Genomic DNA, 17,047 nt, shown 5'->3' with positions numbered 1-17,047 from the left:
CGCCAGGTGGCGAGCACCCCATCCTGGTTCACCACGGCACTCGATCAAAAGCCAGACCACTGTGACATCGACGTCGACGGGTGCCGCATACACCTGCGCATTTGGGGCGCAGATCACCAACCTCCGGTGGTACTCGTGCACGGCGGCGCCGCGCACTCAGGTTGGTGGGATCACATCGCGCCGTTCTTTTCGCGCACCCATCGGGTGATCGCGCCGGATCTGTCCGGGCACGGTGACAGCGAAGCGCGTGTCGGTTACGACCTGCGAACCTGGGCAACCGAAGTGATGGCGGCCGCGGCAGCTGCCGGACCCGCCGGACGCCCGACGATCGTCGGCCACAGCATGGGCGGTTGGGTCGTATCCACCGCCGCAATGCACTACAGCCCGCAGATCAACAGCATGCTGGTGATCGATTCGCCGTTGTGGGAGCGGGCGCCGGAGGAAGGGCGCCTGCGCAGGCACAAACATACTCAGTACCGCACGAGAGATGAGATCCTGGACCGCTTTACGGCCGTTCCCTCGCAAGAGTTGGTCCTGCCGTACGTGCGACAGCACATAGCGGGCGACTCAGTACGCAAAACCGAAGAAGGATGGATCTGGAAGTTCGACCCGGCGGTCTTCGGCGGCGAGTTTCTCGACCCGACGCCCGCCGACGAGGAATCGTTGGAGACCATGCTGGCCGCGATGCGTTGTCGCGTAGGGTATTTGCGCTGTGAAGCCGGACTGGTGCCACCCGAGATGGCCGAAAGGATCCGATCCCTGCTTCAGCTGCGTGGCCCCTTCGTGGAGTTGGCCCTGGCCGGCCACCATCCCATGCTGGACCAACCGCTCCCCCTGGTCGCGGCGTTACGGACCCTGCTGGAATTTTGGTCGATTACCTAGGGCGTGGCCTCGGTTATGCGTTCGGGAAGGGACCACATGGTTGAGATGCCAAGTGCCGGCAGGTGGCCGGCGGAGTTACCGGCCGTGCAGGTGCGAGTGGCGCGTCCGACCAGCCGGCTCGAGCGAATAGTCGAGTTTTACCAGGACGTATTGTGTTTGCCCCAACTGTATTCACGGATGACGACGAATGGTCCGTCGTCATGTTCGGCCTGCCGGGCGATCAATACAACCTCGAATTCGTGGCCCATTGCGACGGGATCGACGGGACCGCACCGACGCGGGAAAACCTGTTGGTGTTCTACTTCAGCTCGGCGGCCGAGCAGCAAGCCGTCGCGCTTAGGTGCCGCGACGCAGGCGCCGAGGAGGTCGCCCTCGACAATCCGTGGTGGGGGCGCAACAGAGCGGCCGCCTTCCTTGACCCAGACGGTTGGACGGTCGTGCTGATGCCGGCCCCCGTGCCCCTGATGCATCCGGGGCGTTAAGCCCTTGCGCGGCGCGCGAGTTTCGCGGGCTGGTCGATGATGAGCGCCTTGCCTTGCTGCCGGATCCATCCGCGTTGGGCGAAGTCTGACAGCGCCTTGTTGACGGTTTCACGCGAGGATCCCACGAGTTGCGCGAGTTCCTTCTGCGTGAGGTGATGTTCGACCAGCACCGAGCCCCCGTTGCTGCTGCCGAATCGCATTGCCAGATCAAGGATTTGCTTGGCCACCCGGGCGGGGACATCGGTGAAGATCAGGTCACACAAGGCGTTGTTGGTATGCCGGAGCCGGCGTGCCAGCACCCGCAGCAGCTGTTCGGCGATTTCGGGGCGTTCGGCGATCCACGTCCGCAACGCCTGACGGTCCATCCGGACGGCTTCCACCTCGGTCAGCGTGATGACCGTCGAGGTGCGCGGGCCGGGATCGAACAGGGCCAACTCACCGAAAACATCGCCGGGGCCCAGCACCGCGAAGACGGTTTCGCGGCCATCTGTTGTTTGGTGGCGGATCTTCACCGCGCCCGACAAGATGACGTAGAGGTCGTCACCCGGCTCACCTTCCACGAAGACGGTGCGCCGGCGCGGGAACGATATGTGTTGCAGGTGGCGAGCCAACGCGTCGACCGCATCGGGCGAAATCCCCTGGAAGATGCCGGCCCGCGCCAATACTTCGTTCACGCCGCCCCTTTCACCGCGTTTTGCACGGCGTATGCGCGCACGAGGCGCTGTTCCGGTGTGGGGCGTCTTGGCTCGCGGTCCAGACCTTACACCAGGAGCGATTTTCGTAATGTAGCAGGTCAGCGCGCCGCGTCTGGGCGCAACGACGGTGGAGCGAGCCGCTCAGGCGGCCGGTGACGCGACGGTCACCTCGGAGTACAGGTTCCCACAGGCATCGCAGTGCACCTGGTACTCGAGCCTGTCGTCATCGCGCTCTAGAAACCGGTACTGCGCCCACGCCATGCACCGTGGGCAGCGTGCACGACCGTGCTCGATTGCCATTCACCAACCCCTATAACTCGCCACAGACACACTGCAAGTACCCAGTGCCGAGTCGGGCTAACCATCAGAGTCGCGGCGCCCGCGTCCGCTGTCCTTTGGCGGCTAGTAGTTCAGCCCCGAATACATCACGCGACCGGGATCGTATTTCTGCCGTACGGCGCTCAGCCGGGACAGGTTCGGGCCGAAATATCGGGACGGCGGCTGGTTGGCCTCGATGTAGTTCACGTAGCCGCCGACCGAATACTGTTGCACCGCTTGATGTGCCGTGTTGAGCCAGGTGGTCGCGGCGGCGGGATCGCCCGTTTCCACATACCACTGCACCAGTGCCGACTGCCGGCGCCACGGAAACGCGGTGGCGCCCGGCGCCACCGTCGCGAGGGCGCCGTCCAAAGCGTGCATGATGGCCAGCATGCGGCCGGCGCCGCGGGGAAAGGCATTGACCGCCGAGGCGATCCCCTGTGCCACGCCCGCGTTGACGGTGGTGAAGACGTCGGATCCGCCGACATACCCGAGCGGCGACGGGTTGAGATTCCCGACGGCCAGATAATTGACCAGGTCCAGGTAGTTGAAGGTGTGGTTCTCGGTGCCCGACGGTTGCAGGCCCACGGCTTGGGTGATCGCGGCCGCGGCGCTGTTACCCGACCCGGCCGGGCAGGTCGCCAGGATCCGGCAATGCACGCCCATCGCATCGACGGTGGCGTCCGCCAGCGCCCAACTGCTGCGGTCGGCGGTGCGTAGCCAGTTCTGCCAACCGACGAGGACCTGCGCGAACGACTGTGGCGGGAAGTTGAGGTTGACCACGTCGACGTCCTTGGTGGGGAACGTGGCGAAGGTCAGCGAGGTCGTCACGCCGAAGTTGCCGCCACCGCCGCCGCGCAGTGCCCAGAACAGGTCCGGATTGCTGGCGGCGGACGCGGTGACCGCCTGGCCGCTAGGCAGCACCACCGACGCCGACGTCAACTGGTCACACAGCAGGCCGGCATGCCGGGATTGGGCTCCCATGCCACCACCCAGCGCATGCCCCGCGGCACCGACCGACGGACAGGTGCCGGTGGGGATGCCCCGGCCGGCCGCGGCCAAGGTCCGGTGCACGGTGTACAGACTGGTGGCCGGCGTCACGGTCACCTGGCCTGTGGCGGCGTCGTAATTGGCGTCCCCGGGCAGCTGGCGCAGGTCGAGCACCATGGCGCCGTTGGCGGTCGACGCGCCGATATAAGAGTGCCCGCCGCTGCGTGGGGCGACCTTGAGGTTGTGCGCGGCGGCGAATGCCATCGCCTTCTGCACGTCGGCCGCCGATGTCGGGGTGACGACCGCCGCCGGTGTCAGCCCGTTGTAGTTGGTGTTGAAAACTTGTTTGGCCCCGGCGTATTGGGGATTGTCCGGCAGCAGCACCTTGCCCCCTAGGGCCGAAGACAGGCCCTCCCAGCCGGTGGGTTTCGGATCGGCAGCGACTCGGGGTGCGCCGAGAACCGCGCCGGTGGCCAGCGCACCGACGGCGCCTCGCAGAAACGCCTGCCGCGAGATTTCACGCGCCATCGTCGGACTCCCGCGATTGCGTCATGCCCCGAATTGTCAACCAGGCGAAGGTTGGTGCCCCGCGACATGTCGGGGGGTGACCGAAACGTGCCTTAACCGTTACGACATGCGAGAACGCGGACTGGCTGCCCGACCATCGACGACACCCTCGACTACCGTTGGATCAGATACCCCATATGGGTACGGTAGCGGCATGGGTGCAGCGCACGTTCGTCAATGCACCGCCGCGGCTTGGGCCGTGGGATCCATCGGTCACGGTGGTGCATGCCTTGATCGGTGACCCGCTGCTGCGCTGGGCCGTCACCGTGCTGTTCGGCCTGAGTGTTGCCGCGTATACGTATCTTGCGGTCGCACAACGTGGCCGATGGACGTGCAGGGTCAGTGACCTGCTGCACCTGGCCATGTCGGTGGCGATGATTCTGATGGTGTGGCGTGTGGGGTCCGAGCTGCCCGCGATCGGGCCGATGGCCTTCTTCCTTCTGGCTGGAATCTGGTTTATGTGCGTCGCCGTGTGGGCCTCGTCGGCATCTCGTCAGCGACTGAAAACGTGCTACTACGCGGCGATGATGGCGGCAATGGCGTGGATGTACGCGCTGATGGGCGGCGCTGTGCCGGGCACGCCCGCACACCTCCACGCGCGGCCGGATTCTGCCGTCATGGACATGCCTGGCATGAAGCTGCCGTCGCACGACATGTCCTCGGCGTCGGCCGGATTCCCCTGGGTCGCCACCGCGAACTGGATCGGAGTGGCGGGGTTCGCGGCCGTCGCACTGTATTGGGCCTACCGCTTCGTCGGCGAACGGCGCACCGCCCGGGCGTCGATCACCGCGCCGTTCGGGCGGTGGGAGCCGCTGTACGAGGCGTCCACCGCCGCCGGCACAGCGCTCATGTTCGACGCTCTGGTCTGGTAGCGAGCGGCTATCCGGCGCCCTTGCCGTTGTCGACCCGGTAGATCGCGCCATGGATGGCGGCCGCGGAATCGCTGGCCAGGAAGGCGATCACGTTGGCGACATCAAGGGGCTGCATCATGCCGCGTGGTGAGGCTGTGCGCATGATCAGGTCGTAGTTGGGATCCTCCGGCGGGGTGAACTGTTCGATCTGCGGGGTGAGCATGCCTCCGGGGCATACGGCATTGATGCGCAACCGATCCGCGGTGTATTCCACGGCCATCGCGCGGGTGAGCCCGACCAGGCCGTGTTTGGCGGCGCAGTAGCCGGCCGAATACGCTTGGCCCTCGACTCCGGCGATGGAGCTGACGTTGACGATGTTCCCACCGCGATCCAGCAGATGTGGCAGCGCCGCCCGGCACAGATAGAACGGCCCGTTGAGGTTGACCGCGAGGTCTTGTTCCCAGTCTTCGTCGGTCATCGACTCGGTCCGGCGCATCTGGTGGCGCCCGGCGACGTTGACGAGGACGTCCAGACCACCGAAATCACGGACACACTGCTCGACCGCGTCCCGGCAAGCCTGCACGGAACCGACGTCCGCCGCCGCAAATCCGCCACGTTCGACGTCGGCGAACACGTCGCGCAGGCGAGCGGTATCGCGGCCGATGCCGAAAACCGTTGCGCCCTCACGGGAGAACAACCTTGCCGTTTCAGCACCCAGACCGGACGACGCTCCGGTCACCAACGCCACTTTGTCCCGCAATGCAGCCATGCCGGGTCCCGTCCTTTTGCGCGAAAGTTGAACTTGGTGCGCTCTAATAGGAGCGCAACCGCACCAAGCTACCGCGTCGAACATATAGTGGCGCAATCACTCTCACCCCGCGCCGGCAGGCCCAATCGGAGAAGGCCGGCTCGGCACGGAAGCGCTGCTGGATCCGGCGCACCGTGATCATCGCGAGCAGGCTTATCGCCTGCTTGCCCAGTGCGATTCGACTCGTGCGCTTCTTCCAGCTGGACGGCGTCGAAGCCGCACGCCGGCCAAAGTAGTAGCCGATGCACGTAGCTGTCGCGAGCGCGACGAAGGCCGCTGTTACCGTCACGTGTCGAGCGTCCTTTGTCACCGTCGCGGAGAGATCACGCGCGGGCTACACCTCGGCCAACAACCGCGGGTCGGCTCACAGTTCAGCGGCGGAAGACCACCCACCGCATCGCGCTGTACATGTACACCGCTTCGCAGACGCCCGCCGCCAGCCGCGAGAGCTGGTATTGCACCCCAACGGCCGTCAGGGCACTGGTCAACCCGAGGATGAACGCCAAGTAGTTGACGACCACCACCACGACATAGGCCACCACCTGCGGTCCGACGGGTGCGTGGGACCGGAAATTGAGCATGCGATTGAGTAGGTAGCTGAGCGCGAACGCGCATCCGTACGCGGCCGTGACAGCGACCGGCACCGGAAGGCCCAAGGCGCCACGCAGACCCGTGAGGAGCGTCAGATCGAGGCCGAAGGTGAAGCCGTTGATCACACAGAAGCCGACAAACGTCGGTGCGACGAAAGCGCCGAGCCCGAACGGCAGCCGCCCGACGAACGCCTCACACCAGGTATGGAACCGGCCGGCCAGGCGGGGCTGGCCGGCCGACGGTTCCGCTCGCACGTGAGCACAGTGACATGACCAGGTATCCACCGCATGATCAGATGGCCAACTGCGGTGAACGGCGCACTCCCAATGCGGTCAGTGTCGAGACACACCCGACGCGCCTACCAGATACGGTAGGCGCCCCCGGCATGGGGATATTCGTCTTCGGGCAGCGGAACCGACTGTTGCTGTTCGGCCCAGTCGGCAGGATCTGCCTCTACCGGGCGAAAGTCGCGCAGCGCACCCCAGTTTGTGCGCGCAGCGCCATTCCGGATTGCTTGTGTTATCACGGCTACCCCTTCCTTGTCCGCTGGCGAAATAGCGCAACTAGCAATATCTTTGCTCCCATGCCCTCATGGCTGGTTATGTGCGGGCCGCCCGCCCCGAGACGAGTTGCCTGGCTGCGGCAGTGGCGCGCCTCATCCGCGTCAGGATTCAGGTAGCGCCCACGGTGTTGCCCGGCCGGCGGAACTGGCCCGGTCATCCTCGTTCTGATGCCATCACCTGCCTTCCCTCACACGTTGTGTCGACCTCGGCGATCAACACTGACAACTTCGGCACTGGTCCAGGAGCGCGGGTGACCAGCCCGCTACCGCTGCCCCCGGTGCCGCATTGCTTCAACTAACCCGCGTTCCCGCAGTACCGGACCGGCCGATCACGCGCTGATGGCGGCGTGCTGCCTGTCCTCGCGCTTGACCGCGATCTTGCGTGGCTTGGCTTTTTCGGCCACCGGAATACGCAGTCGCAAGACACCCGCGTCGTAGCACGCGTCGATGTGGTCGGTGTCGAGATTGTCGCCGAGCACCAGTTGCCGACTGAACACCCCCCGCGCTCGTTCGGTAGCCAGCATTTCCCGGCTTGGATCGACATCGGGGCGTTCCGCGCGCACCGTCACCACATTGCGCTCGATGTCGAGGTCCAGCGACTGCTGATCGATTCCCGGCAAGTCGAATTCGACGACGAACTGCTCGCCGTCGCGCCAGGCATCCATGGGCATCACCGCCGGACGCGCCGCGGTACCAGAAACCTGCTGAGTGAAGCGATCGAGGTCACGAAACGGATCGCTACGCACCAACATGGTCGTCACCTCCAACACTCCCATCTGTCTGTCTGCGCACATCGATTATCTATGCCTTGCGGCATACATTTCTATATAGCTCGGATGGTTCGCCTTGGCAAGAGCGTCTGGAAAATTCTTGCCGCCAGGTCATCCCCAGCTTCCGCCGCTTAGGACTGCCTCGTGGGCCCCGAGGACCGCTGACGTGGGGGTCATAGTCGCTGTTTGCCCAGCCAGGACATAAGGGTGTTGGCGACGGCGACCCATCCTGGCTCCAACATGAGCTCATGGCCCATATCTGGGAAGAACACGGGTGCTGTGTTGTAGGCCTTGGCGGTTCGGCGTATGTCGCTGACGGCATAGACCTGGTCGCTTTCTCCGCCGATGACAAGGGTCGGCGTGCTGATCTTCCTGGTGTTGACTAAGTCAGCGGCCACCATGTCCAAGAAGATGGCGCGTGTGCTTTCCGGTTGGAGCCGCGTGGTGACCGCTTCGACGAGAGAATCGGGAGCCTTGCTGCCGAAGAAGAGTTCTCGGGCTCCGGCCGTTGACCCGTACAGCCGAGCGGGATTGCCGGTAAGCGCAAATTTTGTGCTGCGGCATGGATGTCGGCGCATCGACCGCATCAAGGAACGCAGGTGTCCCCGCGGCGGCGCCGAGGCAATGAGCACCGCGGCGGGAATTTCATGAGTCTCCAGATACTTTTGGACCAGGAAGCCGCCAATGGAATGACCGACTAGCACCGGGGGTGTTGGAAGATTCTGTGCGACCGAGCTCAGGTCGGAAAGGAAGTCTGAAATCGAGCACGCGCGCAACGATTTCTCAATCGGGCTAGTGCCGTGGCCCCGCAGGCTCAGCGCTAGGGCGCGGAAGCCTCGGCCGGCGAAAAAGTCGAGAAAGTGTTCATTCCAACACCATCCGCCATGCCAGGCGCCGTGGACGAAGAGCAGAGGGTGTGGATGCGCGTCGCTGGCTTGTCCCTTATCGATCATTTCCAGCATGCGCCTGCTCCTTCGCATGTGATGTTTGGCTTCTCGGCTAACCGGTGAGCGCGTTGAGCACGGCTCGGGGCAGTTTAGGGCCTGCCTGTCAGATTCGGTGTGCGGCTCGGATGAATTGTGCGGCGCGCTCGCCGATGACGACGCAGGGCGCCATGGTGTTGGCGCTGCTGATGCGGGGCATGATGGATGCGTCGGCGACGCGCAGGTTTTCGATGCCGTAGACCTTGAGGTGTCCGTCGACCACCGACATTTGATCGCGGCCCATTTTCGCTGTTCCCGACTCGTGCCAGTAGGTGGTGACCGCGTCGCGCAAGTAGGTCTCCAACTCGGCGCCCGTCAATTCACCCGGCATGACCTCGCGTGCGACGAAAGGTCGAAGCTCTGGGGAGTTACCGATCTCGCGCAGGGTTTCGATGCAGGCGATGGCGGTCTTGAAGTCCCCGGGGTCCGAGAGCGCATTGGCTTTGATCCGAATGGGGTCGGTCGGGTCAGGCCCTGACAACCGTAGCCGACCGCGGCTGTGGGGGTGGGTGGGTGAGCCGAACAGGACCCAACTGTTATGCGGCAGGCCATACTTCGCAGCGTTTTCGGCAGTAGCTTTCGGAAATGGCCCTGAACATGCGAACAGGTCCGGTCCCTCGACATCGGCAGCCCCGGATTCCCAGAACAATGTTGCCCCCACCTGCGTACTGCCCTGGACGTTCTCGGGAAACTCCCACACACAGTCGAACCCGAAGTGGTCCTGAAGGTTACGCCCGACCCCGGGCAGGTGCTGGCGAACGGTGACACCGACTCGACGCAATTCATTTTCGTCTCCGATGCCGGACTGCATCAGCAGCTTCGGTGTGTGAATGGCGCCCAGTGACAGTACGACCTCCGCGTCGGCGGCTACACGATGCACCGTTCCGCCATGGACGACCTCGACACCGGCGGCCCGGTTGCCGTCGAAGATCACACGGGTGACCAGTGCGTGCGGGACCACCGTCAGATTCGGCTGCTGCTGATAGGGAACGGTGTAGGTGCGAAACACCGAGAGGCGTTTTCCGTCACGCCAGCGCAGATCGGCGATGGCGGCTCCGCGGGTCTCCTCCATTAGGCGGCCGTTGGGGCTCTGGTAGGTGGGGATTCCGATCGCCCTGGCCGCCTCAAGGGTTGCCGCGGCGAGCGGATGGGCGTCGGGTGCCGGCTGTACGAAAACCCGCCCGCCCCTGCCCCGATGATTCGGCTCGCCCACGCCGTGCCAGTCCTCGATCTGCCGGTAGAGATCGAGGACTGACTCGTATTCCCATGCGGGCTCACCGGATTCGGAAGCATAGTGGTCCCAGTCGCTGCGGTGTCCTCGCGCCCAGATCATCAGGTTGACGCTGGACCCGCCGCCGAGCACTTTGCCCATCGAAAACGCGATCGCGCGGCCATGGAGACGCGGGTCCGGCGCGGAGATGAATCCCCAATCGCGTTCGCTGCCAAGGTTAGACGGCCATTGGCTTGCGTCGGTCACGCTCGGGACCTCGTCGCTCCCGCCGGCCTCCAAAAGTAAGACCTGGATGTCAGGGTTTTCGGCCAACCGGCCAGCGACCACCGAACCCGATGACCCAGCACCACACACGATGACGTCGTAGCGCGGCTTCAACACAGTGTTCACAGCGTCTCCTGAATCGTCAGCTGAGTATGTTGTTTGATACCTAGAGTCACGCCCGGAAAGGGTGCGCGGTTCAATGACACTCAGAAAAAGGCGGAATAGTAACCCGCTCGCCCGCAACGCTTTCCGCGCGGACTCCCCGCGGGTCGAACCGCGGGGGCCACGATGGCCAATCAGCTGCGGATTGGTAGGCGTGGCCGACGCGCAGCACAGTGGCTTCAGCGAAGGGCTTGCCAACTACTTGCAGGCCGATCGGTAGGCCGGCGGCGGTGAAGCCGCAGGGCACCGACAATGCCGGCAGGCCGGCGAGGTTCGCGGGGGGCGGAGAACCGGATGTACGCCTGCACCGGCTCTTCGGTTTCGAACGGCTGCATATCTGTCAGGCCACCGCTGTTTGGAGCCCGAGTGTGGAGCGCAGCCAGCGACCCATTTCGGCGATCGCGCGGTCGACCTCCTCGACGCGGCCCGCCCCCATGATGAAGGAGTGCTGCCCTTCGTCGACCCGCCGGATGAGGACGTCATTGCCTGCCTCCTTCGCACGCCGCGCGAAGGCGATGGCGTCGGACGCGAGTAGCTCGTATTCGCCGTAATACACCGCGGTCGGTGGCAGCCCGGACAGGTCGGCCCCGAGCAGATGCACTCGCGGATCGGTGAATTCGACACCGGTGCCGTCGAGCCAGCACGACCGGAAAAGCTCAAGCAATCCGCGGGTGAGCAGCTTGTCCCGCTCGGCGTTGATCTCGATGGAGTCCCCCGACAACGTGGCATCGGTCCAGGGCGAGATGGACAGCACGGCGCCGGGCAGCGCCTCACCCCGATCACGCAGCCGCAGCGCGAGTTCCACCGCCAGATAGCCGCCGATCGAGTGGCCGACACTGCCAATCTTGTCGGGCCGGTAGCCTTGGTCGAGCAGCCAACGGTAGGCGGCATCCACGTCTTCGACCTGTGCCGGGTACTTGTGCTCCGGGGAACGCCGGAAGTTGAACACCAACGACCGCACGCCGGCAGCTTTCGCGATGTGCGCCGCCGCCTTTCGGTCCGAATGCATGGACATCAGCACGCTGCCGCCCATGTGCGTATGCAGCAGCACCGACTCGGGATCGCTGTCGACCGGGATGCACCACAACGCCTCGACCCCGCCGGCGTCCACTTCCGCGTAGGTCACACCGTCGGGTTCCTTCGTCGCCAGATGGATGTTCTCCGTGACGTCACGGATCGTCTCCAGGCCGAAATCGGGATTCGAGGATCGCCTGCCGATCTCGGCGAGGAAGTCGGCGAACTCGACCGCTTGCTGGCTTGCCATGCGTTATTCCTTCCGTGGGACGTTAAGATAACGATCAATATATAACGGTCGCTATTCTATGGCCAGCCCTCTGCTCGGTGCTTATCCTCAAGACGGCAACGACCGTGCCGCGGGCTGCTCAAACCACGAAGGCGTACGAGTTGTTCATCGATGTGCGCCCAAAGCTGGATCCGCAGTGGCGCGGGCCGCGAGGACTACCGGAGTACCTCGGTTAGATGGTCCAGACGATGTCGGGGGTGGCGTGTTCGGTGATTCCCGCATGGTCGTCGTGCACGATGGCAGTCGCGAACGCGCCCGAATTGCCGGCCGTCACAACGCAAAACGAAGGCCACGCGATACGCGAACCTGCCAGGGCAGCGTTCCGAGCACTCGAAGCCCGGTTGCCGCCTTCGGTCACTTGCGTCGCTTGCCCGGTGAAAGAAGCCTGTCCGCGGTCTCACTCGCGGCGTCGAGTACCTCTGCCTGCGCGGCGGGGTCGGACATCGCGCGCGAGATCGACACCGCCCCCACCATCAGCGCGACGACGCTCCACGCCCGGCGCTCGCGATCGGCGCCGTCGAGCACCTCGGCCACCCGCCTCGCCAGCGCGGTGATCTTGTGTTCGTACGCATCCCGAGTGGACGCTCCCGCCCGCGCCACGTCGGCGCTAAGGGTCGGCATCACACACCCGTCTCCCGGATTTTCCACATGGTAGGCGCTGAGGTATTCCGCAACAAAGCTTTTGAGTTTCGACCGGCGCTCGGCCTTGCTGCCGGACTCGGTGTCGGATAGGAACGGCTCACCGACAGCCGCATCGATAATCGCCTCGAGCATCGCTTCCTTGCTGGCGAAGTTCGAATAAAACGCACCGGAGGTCACGTCCGCCGCGGCGGCGAGCCCGTCCACCCCGATCCCGTTGAAACCGGCGACCTTCATCGAACGCGTCCCGGCCCGCAGCAAGGCGGCGCGTGCCTTGGCTTTCTGGTCTGCCGGATATCTCATACACCAACTCTATAGCATAACCATCGATATGTTATCCCCCGGAAAGCCAACTTGAAGCCCAGCGATTGTCAGGGACGAGCGTCGAGATGTCACCCGATGAGCGGTTTTGGCCAATCGATCGGCGATATGTGTAGCGAGGACAAACCAGGCAGCGGTTTTTGGCACAGTTCGTGCGCTTGTTGAGCGGACATGCCGAACAGCCGCAGGAGGTTTTCGGTGGCCGCGTCAACGGTGGCTTCGGCGTCGCGGTCGGGGCGTTCGTGTAACAGGGTGCCCAACCCGAACAGTGCCCCGCCGGCGAGGGCGAGGCCGAGTTCGGGGTCGGCGATGGTGAAGCGGCCTTGCTCGATCGCGGTGGTGATGTCGCGCAGTGCGCGCGGGGACAGGCCGCGGTCGGACAAGATCAGCGAGCTGCCGTTGGCTCGCAGCAGCGAAGCTTCCAGAGGGCGGTGGCGCAGCAGGCGTCCGGTGAGGCGGAAATTGGCCGCGAAGGCCTCAGCGGGATCGGCGATGGAGGCGGTGTACCCGTCGAGCAGCGCGCCGAGGTCGTCGAGGGCGTCGGTCACGGCGGCCGCGAACAGTTCGTCTTTGGTGGCGAAGTGGTTGTAAAAGGACCCCATGCCCACATCGGCGGCCTGGGTGATCTCCAGGACCGGCACGGCGAGCCTGCCTTCGGCGATGAACCCCTTGGCAGCGCGGATCAACGCGGCGCGGGTGCGCATTTTGCGGCGTTGGAGCCGGTTGATTGGGGCGTCTGGCGGCTCGTGGTTGTCACGGTCAGGCGCATCCATGACCTGCAGGATACCAGCCTTGCGTCACTAATGACGGTTTCATCAGAACCCCTTGACTGAGGATCCAGTCTTGTGTGACGATTTCGTCATTCGAGAAAAGGAGGTGGTTCGGCGTGCCGGAGACGGTGACACCCGTGGCTGACGGGCATAAGAACCTGCACAGCGAAGGTGGTGCGCGGCGCGGTGAACATCCCGGCCGGGCCCGTGACCCGATCATCCGGGTCACCGACATCGCCTGGCTGGAGTTCGACAAACCAGACCTGGTGCGCGCGGAGGCTTTCGCTTGCGCGTTCGGCTTCGGCGTCGCGCTGCGCGAACCGCAGTGCCTTCACTTGCGCGGCACGTCAGCGGGCGCGCCGTGCGTGATCCTGCGTCGCGGGCCCCGCACCAGCTTCGCCGGGCTGGCCCTGCGCGCCGCCGGCGAGGTCGACGTGCTGCGCCTGGCCGACAAGACCGGCGCACCGGTCTACCGGCTGCCGGAAACGATCGGCGGGACGGCGGTGCAGCTGCGCGACCCCAGCGGGATGGCCGTCAAGGTGGTCGCGGGCCTGCATGAACTACCCGCCCAGCCGACTCAACACCCGCAAATGTTCAACACCGGTCTCGTCGACCAGCGGATCAATGCGACCGTCCGGCCACCGCGAGTGCCCGCGCGCGTCCAGCGTCTCGGTCACGTGGTGCTGCAGTCGACCACCTACCTGCAGACGTTGAACTGGTACCTGGACACCTTCGGCATGATCGTCAGCGATTTCTTGTTCTTTCCCGGGCAACGCGACCGGGGCCCGACGATGAGCTTCATCCGCTGCGACCGGGGCAGCGTGCCCGCCGACCATCACACCCTGGCGTTGACGCTGGGGCCGGCCAACCGCTACGTGCACTCGGCGTACGAGGTCGTCGACCTCGACGCGCTGGCCGCCGGCGGCGAATACCTGCGCGAGCGCGGCTACTTCCGGTCGTGGGGCATCGGGCGCCACATCCAGGGCAGCCAGGTGTTCGACTACTGGCGCGATCCCGACGGCTTCCTGGTCGAACACTTCACCGACGGCGACATGTTCGACAACACCCTCGAACCCGGCTGGGCCCCGTTCACCGCGTCCGGCTTGGCCCAATGGGGACCCCCGGCAACGCGGGACTTCCTCGACACCAGTCCACGCTCGGCGCGCCACCAGGTGACCTCCATGCTGTCCGCGCTACGCAGCGACAACGAATTCGATTTCAATCGCCTCATCGGCCTGCTGAAAGTAGCCACCTCATGACCACTTCCGTCCTGCGCACCGCCGATGGCTGGTGGGTGCACACCCCCACCGGCGCCGCCCCCATCACCACCACCGCCAGCACCACGGCCGAGCTACTTTCCGATCGGGCCGCCATCGACGCCGCCGCGGCCACCGACGGGACCGTCGGGGTCGATGAGCTGGAGTTGCTGTCGCCGGTGACCGCACCGTGTCGGGTGGTGGCCCAGATGACCAACTTCGAATCCCACGTCAAAGACGCCGGTATGGACCCCAAAACCGTGCCCCTGACGTTCTTCCGCAAATCCTCGGCGTCGATCACCGGACCATTCGGGGAAATCGTGCGGCCATCGCACGTGCGGCTGCTTGACTACGAAGTCGAGATCGGCTTGATCATCGGGCGCGCCGTCCCGGTCGGCACCACCATCACCGACGCCAACCTCGCCGACTACATCGCCGCCCTGACCGTCACCAACGACGTCTCCGCCCGCGATATCCAGCTTCCGCAAACCCAGTTCTACGAAGCCAAGTCCTACCCGACGTTCACCCCGGTGGGGCCGGCCCTGGTGCTTGTTGACGCCGCCGAGCTGGCCCGCTTCGGCGACCTGCGGCTGCGTTTGAGCGTCAGCGGCGAACAGCGCCAGAACGCCGTGGTCGAAGGCGACATGCTCTACCGTCCGCTGGCGGCGCTGCAAGCGTTGACCCGCTTCCAGGACCTCGCGGCCGGTGACCTGATCCTCACCGGCACCCCGGTCGGCACCGCACTCAGCGCGCCCCCGAAGCCGATCGAATTTATCGGCAACTTGCTGCCCCCGGCACTGAAGTGGAAGGCGTTCTTTGCGCGGCAAGCCCGGAATCCGAAGTACCTGCAGCACGGCGATGTCGTGGAAGCCTCCATCGGTACCGACGACGGCACCCTGGATTTGGGCACACAGCGCCTGGCGGTGCGCCACGCATGAGTAACGACCCGCTCTGGCCTGCCTGCCAGTCACCGGCCGAGTTCGCCATCGAGTGCACCATCGAGGCGCGATGACCGAGCCCGTGGCGGACACCGCCAGCGAGCACGTGTCGGTCGCCATGGTGGGCGGTGGTCCGACCGGCATCACCGCGGCCACCCTGCTCGCCCAATACGGCGTCGACACCCTGGTCCTGGACCGTTGGCCGCAGGTGTATCCGCAGCCCCGCGCGGTGCACCTCGACGACGAGGTCCACCGCATCCTGGCTCGGCTTGGCGTCGCCGCCGACTTCGCCGCGATTTCCCGACCGGCCCGCGGGCTGCGCCTGGTCGACCGTGACCTGTCGGTGCTGGCCGAATTCCAGCGCGACACCGCCCTGACCCGCAACGGGTTTCCGGCGGCGAACATGTTCGACCAACCCGAATTTGAAGAGCTGCTGCGCCGCAATCTCGGCCACTACCCGCGTGCCCGATTCCGTGGTGACACCGAAGTCCTCGAGCTCGCCACCGATCCAGCCGGCAGGCTGCGCCTCACCACTTCGGACCGCATTACCGGCCGCAGGTCGCTGATCACCGCCGACTACCTACTGGGCTGCGACGGCGCCAACAGCATGGTGCGCAGCGCGATCGGCGCCACCATGCGCAACCTCAAGTTCGATCAACGCTGGCTGGTCGTGGACATCGCCACCACCGCCGACCTGCGCCAGTGGGATGGGGTGCACCAGGTCTGCGACGGCCAGCGCGCCGGCACATACATGCGGATCGGTGACGCCCGCTACCGCTGGGAATTCCCGCTGCGAGACGACGAGTCCGTCGACGACTACGCCACCCTGGCGGCGCTACGGCCACTGATCGCGCCCTGGACGAGAGATGTCGGCGACGCCGACCTGCAGCTCATGCGGGTTACCGGGTACACCTTCCGCGCCGAGATCGCCGACCGTTGGCGGTCCGGGACGGTGTTCCTGCTCGGCGACGCCGCACATCTGACCCCTCCGTTCATCGGCCAAGGGATGGGCGCGGGGCTGCGTGACGCGGCGAACCTGGCGTGGAAGATCGCCGGGGTACACCACGGAGATCTGCCGCCGAGCGTGCTGGACAGCTACCAGACCGAACGCGCACCCCACGCCCGCTACATGATCTCCCTGGCGCTCAACATGGGGCGCGCCATGACCGCCGGCGGCCGGTTGGGCACCGCGGTTCGGCGCGTCGTGCTGCCCCGGCTACGGCTCGCGCCCGGCCTGCGCGCCAAGATCGTCGACTCCGAAACCCCGCCGCTGCGCTCCTCGAGCATGGTGCAGCGCACGCTGGCCACCCGCCGCATCACCGGAAGCCTGTGCCCCAACCCGATGATCGACAACCAGCATCGTCTCGACGACGAGTTGGGCTGGGGTTTCGGCGTAATCACCACGACGGCGCTGACGCCAGCGCAACAACGCATCGTCGACACACGCGGCGCGCGCACGGTGCACGCCGCCCCGGGCACCGACCTCGCTCGCTGGTTGAGCCGCCACCACGTCACGGCCGCCGTCATCCGGCCCGACCGCACCGTCATGACCGCCGGCCGCGACCTGACCGCACTATGCCTCGCCCTGCCGGTGTTCCTGCTGGACCACCCGCCACAGCCCTCGGCGCCCACTCACACCGCCCACCACCAATAGGAAGCAGACT

18 protein-coding genes and 1 pseudogene are annotated in these 17,047 nt (G+C 65.5%); 7 read left to right on the top strand and 12 right to left on the bottom strand.

Annotation, left to right across the window (positions count from 1 at the left end; genetic code table 11):
• Nucleotides 1–126 precede the first annotated feature (126 nt).
• From ACIUM1_RS15370 to ACIUM1_RS15360, 3 genes and pseudogenes are all read left to right on the top strand, one after another.
• Nucleotides 127–882 (top strand): alpha/beta fold hydrolase, encoded by a 756-nt coding sequence (locus tag ACIUM1_RS15370; RefSeq protein ID WP_406813524.1) that lies wholly within the window; start codon nt 127–129, stop codon nt 880–882.
• A gap of 15 nt (nt 883–897) precedes the next feature.
• A pseudogene (locus ACIUM1_RS15365) lies at nt 898–1,017 on the top strand (hypothetical protein); the annotation flags it as partial.
• A gap of 65 nt (nt 1,018–1,082) precedes the next feature.
• Nucleotides 1,083–1,364 carry a hypothetical protein gene (locus ACIUM1_RS15360; protein WP_406813523.1) on the top strand — a complete coding sequence of 94 codons (282 nt, stop codon included), beginning with the start codon at nt 1,083–1,085 and terminating at the stop codon, nt 1,362–1,364.
• Here the strand turns inward: ACIUM1_RS15360 and ACIUM1_RS15355 are convergent.
• A complete protein-coding gene (locus tag ACIUM1_RS15355; RefSeq protein WP_406813522.1) occupies nt 1,361–2,038 on the bottom strand; it encodes a Crp/Fnr family transcriptional regulator in 678 nt (225 codons plus the stop codon). The genes ACIUM1_RS15360 and ACIUM1_RS15355 overlap by 4 nt on opposite strands.
• Before the next feature lie 423 nt (nt 2,039–2,461).
• Nucleotides 2,462–3,895 carry an FAD-binding protein gene (locus ACIUM1_RS15350; protein WP_406813521.1) on the bottom strand — a complete coding sequence of 478 codons (1,434 nt, stop codon included), beginning with the start codon at nt 3,893–3,895 and terminating at the stop codon, nt 2,462–2,464.
• A gap of 269 nt (nt 3,896–4,164) precedes the next feature.
• Here ACIUM1_RS15350 and ACIUM1_RS15345 point away from each other — a divergent pair, with 269 nt between their 5' ends.
• Complete coding sequence (locus tag ACIUM1_RS15345; RefSeq protein ID WP_406817689.1) at nt 4,165–4,806, top strand: DUF5134 domain-containing protein; 642 nt, start codon at nt 4,165–4,167, stop codon at nt 4,804–4,806.
• A gap of 7 nt (nt 4,807–4,813) precedes the next feature.
• On the opposite strand, the gene ACIUM1_RS15340 is transcribed toward ACIUM1_RS15345, so the two are convergent.
• From ACIUM1_RS15340 to ACIUM1_RS15295, 10 genes are all read right to left on the bottom strand, one after another.
• Nucleotides 4,814–5,554: an SDR family NAD(P)-dependent oxidoreductase gene (locus tag ACIUM1_RS15340; protein WP_406813520.1), complete on the bottom strand. Its 741-nt coding sequence runs from the start codon at nt 5,552–5,554 to the stop codon at nt 4,814–4,816.
• 43 nt (nt 5,555–5,597) lie between these two features.
• Entirely contained in the window at nt 5,598–5,882 is a 285-nt protein-coding gene (locus ACIUM1_RS15335) for a hypothetical protein (RefSeq protein WP_406813519.1), read from the bottom strand.
• Between the two features lie 82 nt (nt 5,883–5,964).
• Nucleotides 5,965–6,438, bottom strand: coding sequence for a GtrA family protein (locus ACIUM1_RS15330; protein ID WP_406813518.1), 474 nt, complete (start codon nt 6,436–6,438; stop codon nt 5,965–5,967).
• A gap of 637 nt (nt 6,439–7,075) precedes the next feature.
• The gene (locus tag ACIUM1_RS15325) at nt 7,076–7,498 is read right to left on the bottom strand and encodes an Hsp20/alpha crystallin family protein (RefSeq protein WP_406817688.1); all 423 of its coding nucleotides are present in this window, start codon (nt 7,496–7,498) and stop codon (nt 7,076–7,078) included.
• Between the two features lie 191 nt (nt 7,499–7,689).
• Nucleotides 7,690–8,478 (bottom strand): alpha/beta hydrolase, encoded by a 789-nt coding sequence (locus ACIUM1_RS15320; RefSeq protein WP_406813517.1) that lies wholly within the window; start codon nt 8,476–8,478, stop codon nt 7,690–7,692.
• An 88-nt stretch (nt 8,479–8,566) separates the two neighbouring features.
• A complete protein-coding gene (locus tag ACIUM1_RS15315) occupies nt 8,567–10,120 on the bottom strand; it encodes a GMC family oxidoreductase (RefSeq protein WP_406817687.1) in 1,554 nt (517 codons plus the stop codon).
• Nucleotides 10,121–10,190: 70 nt separating this feature from the next.
• Nucleotides 10,191–10,403, bottom strand: a complete 213-nt coding sequence (locus ACIUM1_RS15310; protein WP_406817686.1) for a hypothetical protein — start codon at nt 10,401–10,403, stop codon at nt 10,191–10,193.
• A gap of 93 nt (nt 10,404–10,496) precedes the next feature.
• Complete coding sequence (locus ACIUM1_RS15305; RefSeq protein WP_406813516.1) at nt 10,497–11,420, bottom strand: alpha/beta hydrolase; 924 nt, start codon at nt 11,418–11,420, stop codon at nt 10,497–10,499.
• Between the two features lie 393 nt (nt 11,421–11,813).
• Nucleotides 11,814–12,401 carry a TetR/AcrR family transcriptional regulator gene (locus ACIUM1_RS15300; RefSeq protein WP_406813515.1) on the bottom strand — a complete coding sequence of 196 codons (588 nt, stop codon included), beginning with the start codon at nt 12,399–12,401 and terminating at the stop codon, nt 11,814–11,816.
• Between the two features lie 89 nt (nt 12,402–12,490).
• Nucleotides 12,491–13,192, bottom strand: coding sequence for a TetR/AcrR family transcriptional regulator (locus tag ACIUM1_RS15295; RefSeq protein ID WP_406813514.1), 702 nt, complete (start codon nt 13,190–13,192; stop codon nt 12,491–12,493).
• Nucleotides 13,193–13,305: 113 nt separating this feature from the next.
• On the opposite strand from ACIUM1_RS15295, the gene ACIUM1_RS15290 reads away from it, so the two are divergent.
• From ACIUM1_RS15290 to ACIUM1_RS15280, 3 genes are all read left to right on the top strand, one after another.
• Nucleotides 13,306–14,448 carry a VOC family protein gene (locus tag ACIUM1_RS15290; protein WP_406813513.1) on the top strand — a complete coding sequence of 381 codons (1,143 nt, stop codon included), beginning with the start codon at nt 13,306–13,308 and terminating at the stop codon, nt 14,446–14,448.
• Nucleotides 14,445–15,383 carry a fumarylacetoacetate hydrolase family protein gene (locus tag ACIUM1_RS15285; protein WP_406813512.1) on the top strand — a complete coding sequence of 313 codons (939 nt, stop codon included), beginning with the start codon at nt 14,445–14,447 and terminating at the stop codon, nt 15,381–15,383. The genes ACIUM1_RS15290 and ACIUM1_RS15285 overlap by 4 nt, the downstream gene beginning before the upstream one ends.
• 70 nt (nt 15,384–15,453) lie before the next feature.
• Complete coding sequence (locus tag ACIUM1_RS15280; RefSeq protein ID WP_406813511.1) at nt 15,454–17,037, top strand: bifunctional 3-(3-hydroxy-phenyl)propionate/3-hydroxycinnamic acid hydroxylase; 1,584 nt, start codon at nt 15,454–15,456, stop codon at nt 17,035–17,037.
• The last annotated feature ends 10 nt before the right edge of the window (nt 17,038–17,047 follow it).

Source organism: Mycobacterium sp. M23085 (assembly GCF_045343915.1).
GTDB lineage: Bacteria > Actinomycetota > Actinomycetes > Mycobacteriales > Mycobacteriaceae > Mycobacterium.
Note: the sequence above shows the minus strand (reverse complement) of the source record. Positions and strands in the feature narration are given on the sequence as shown.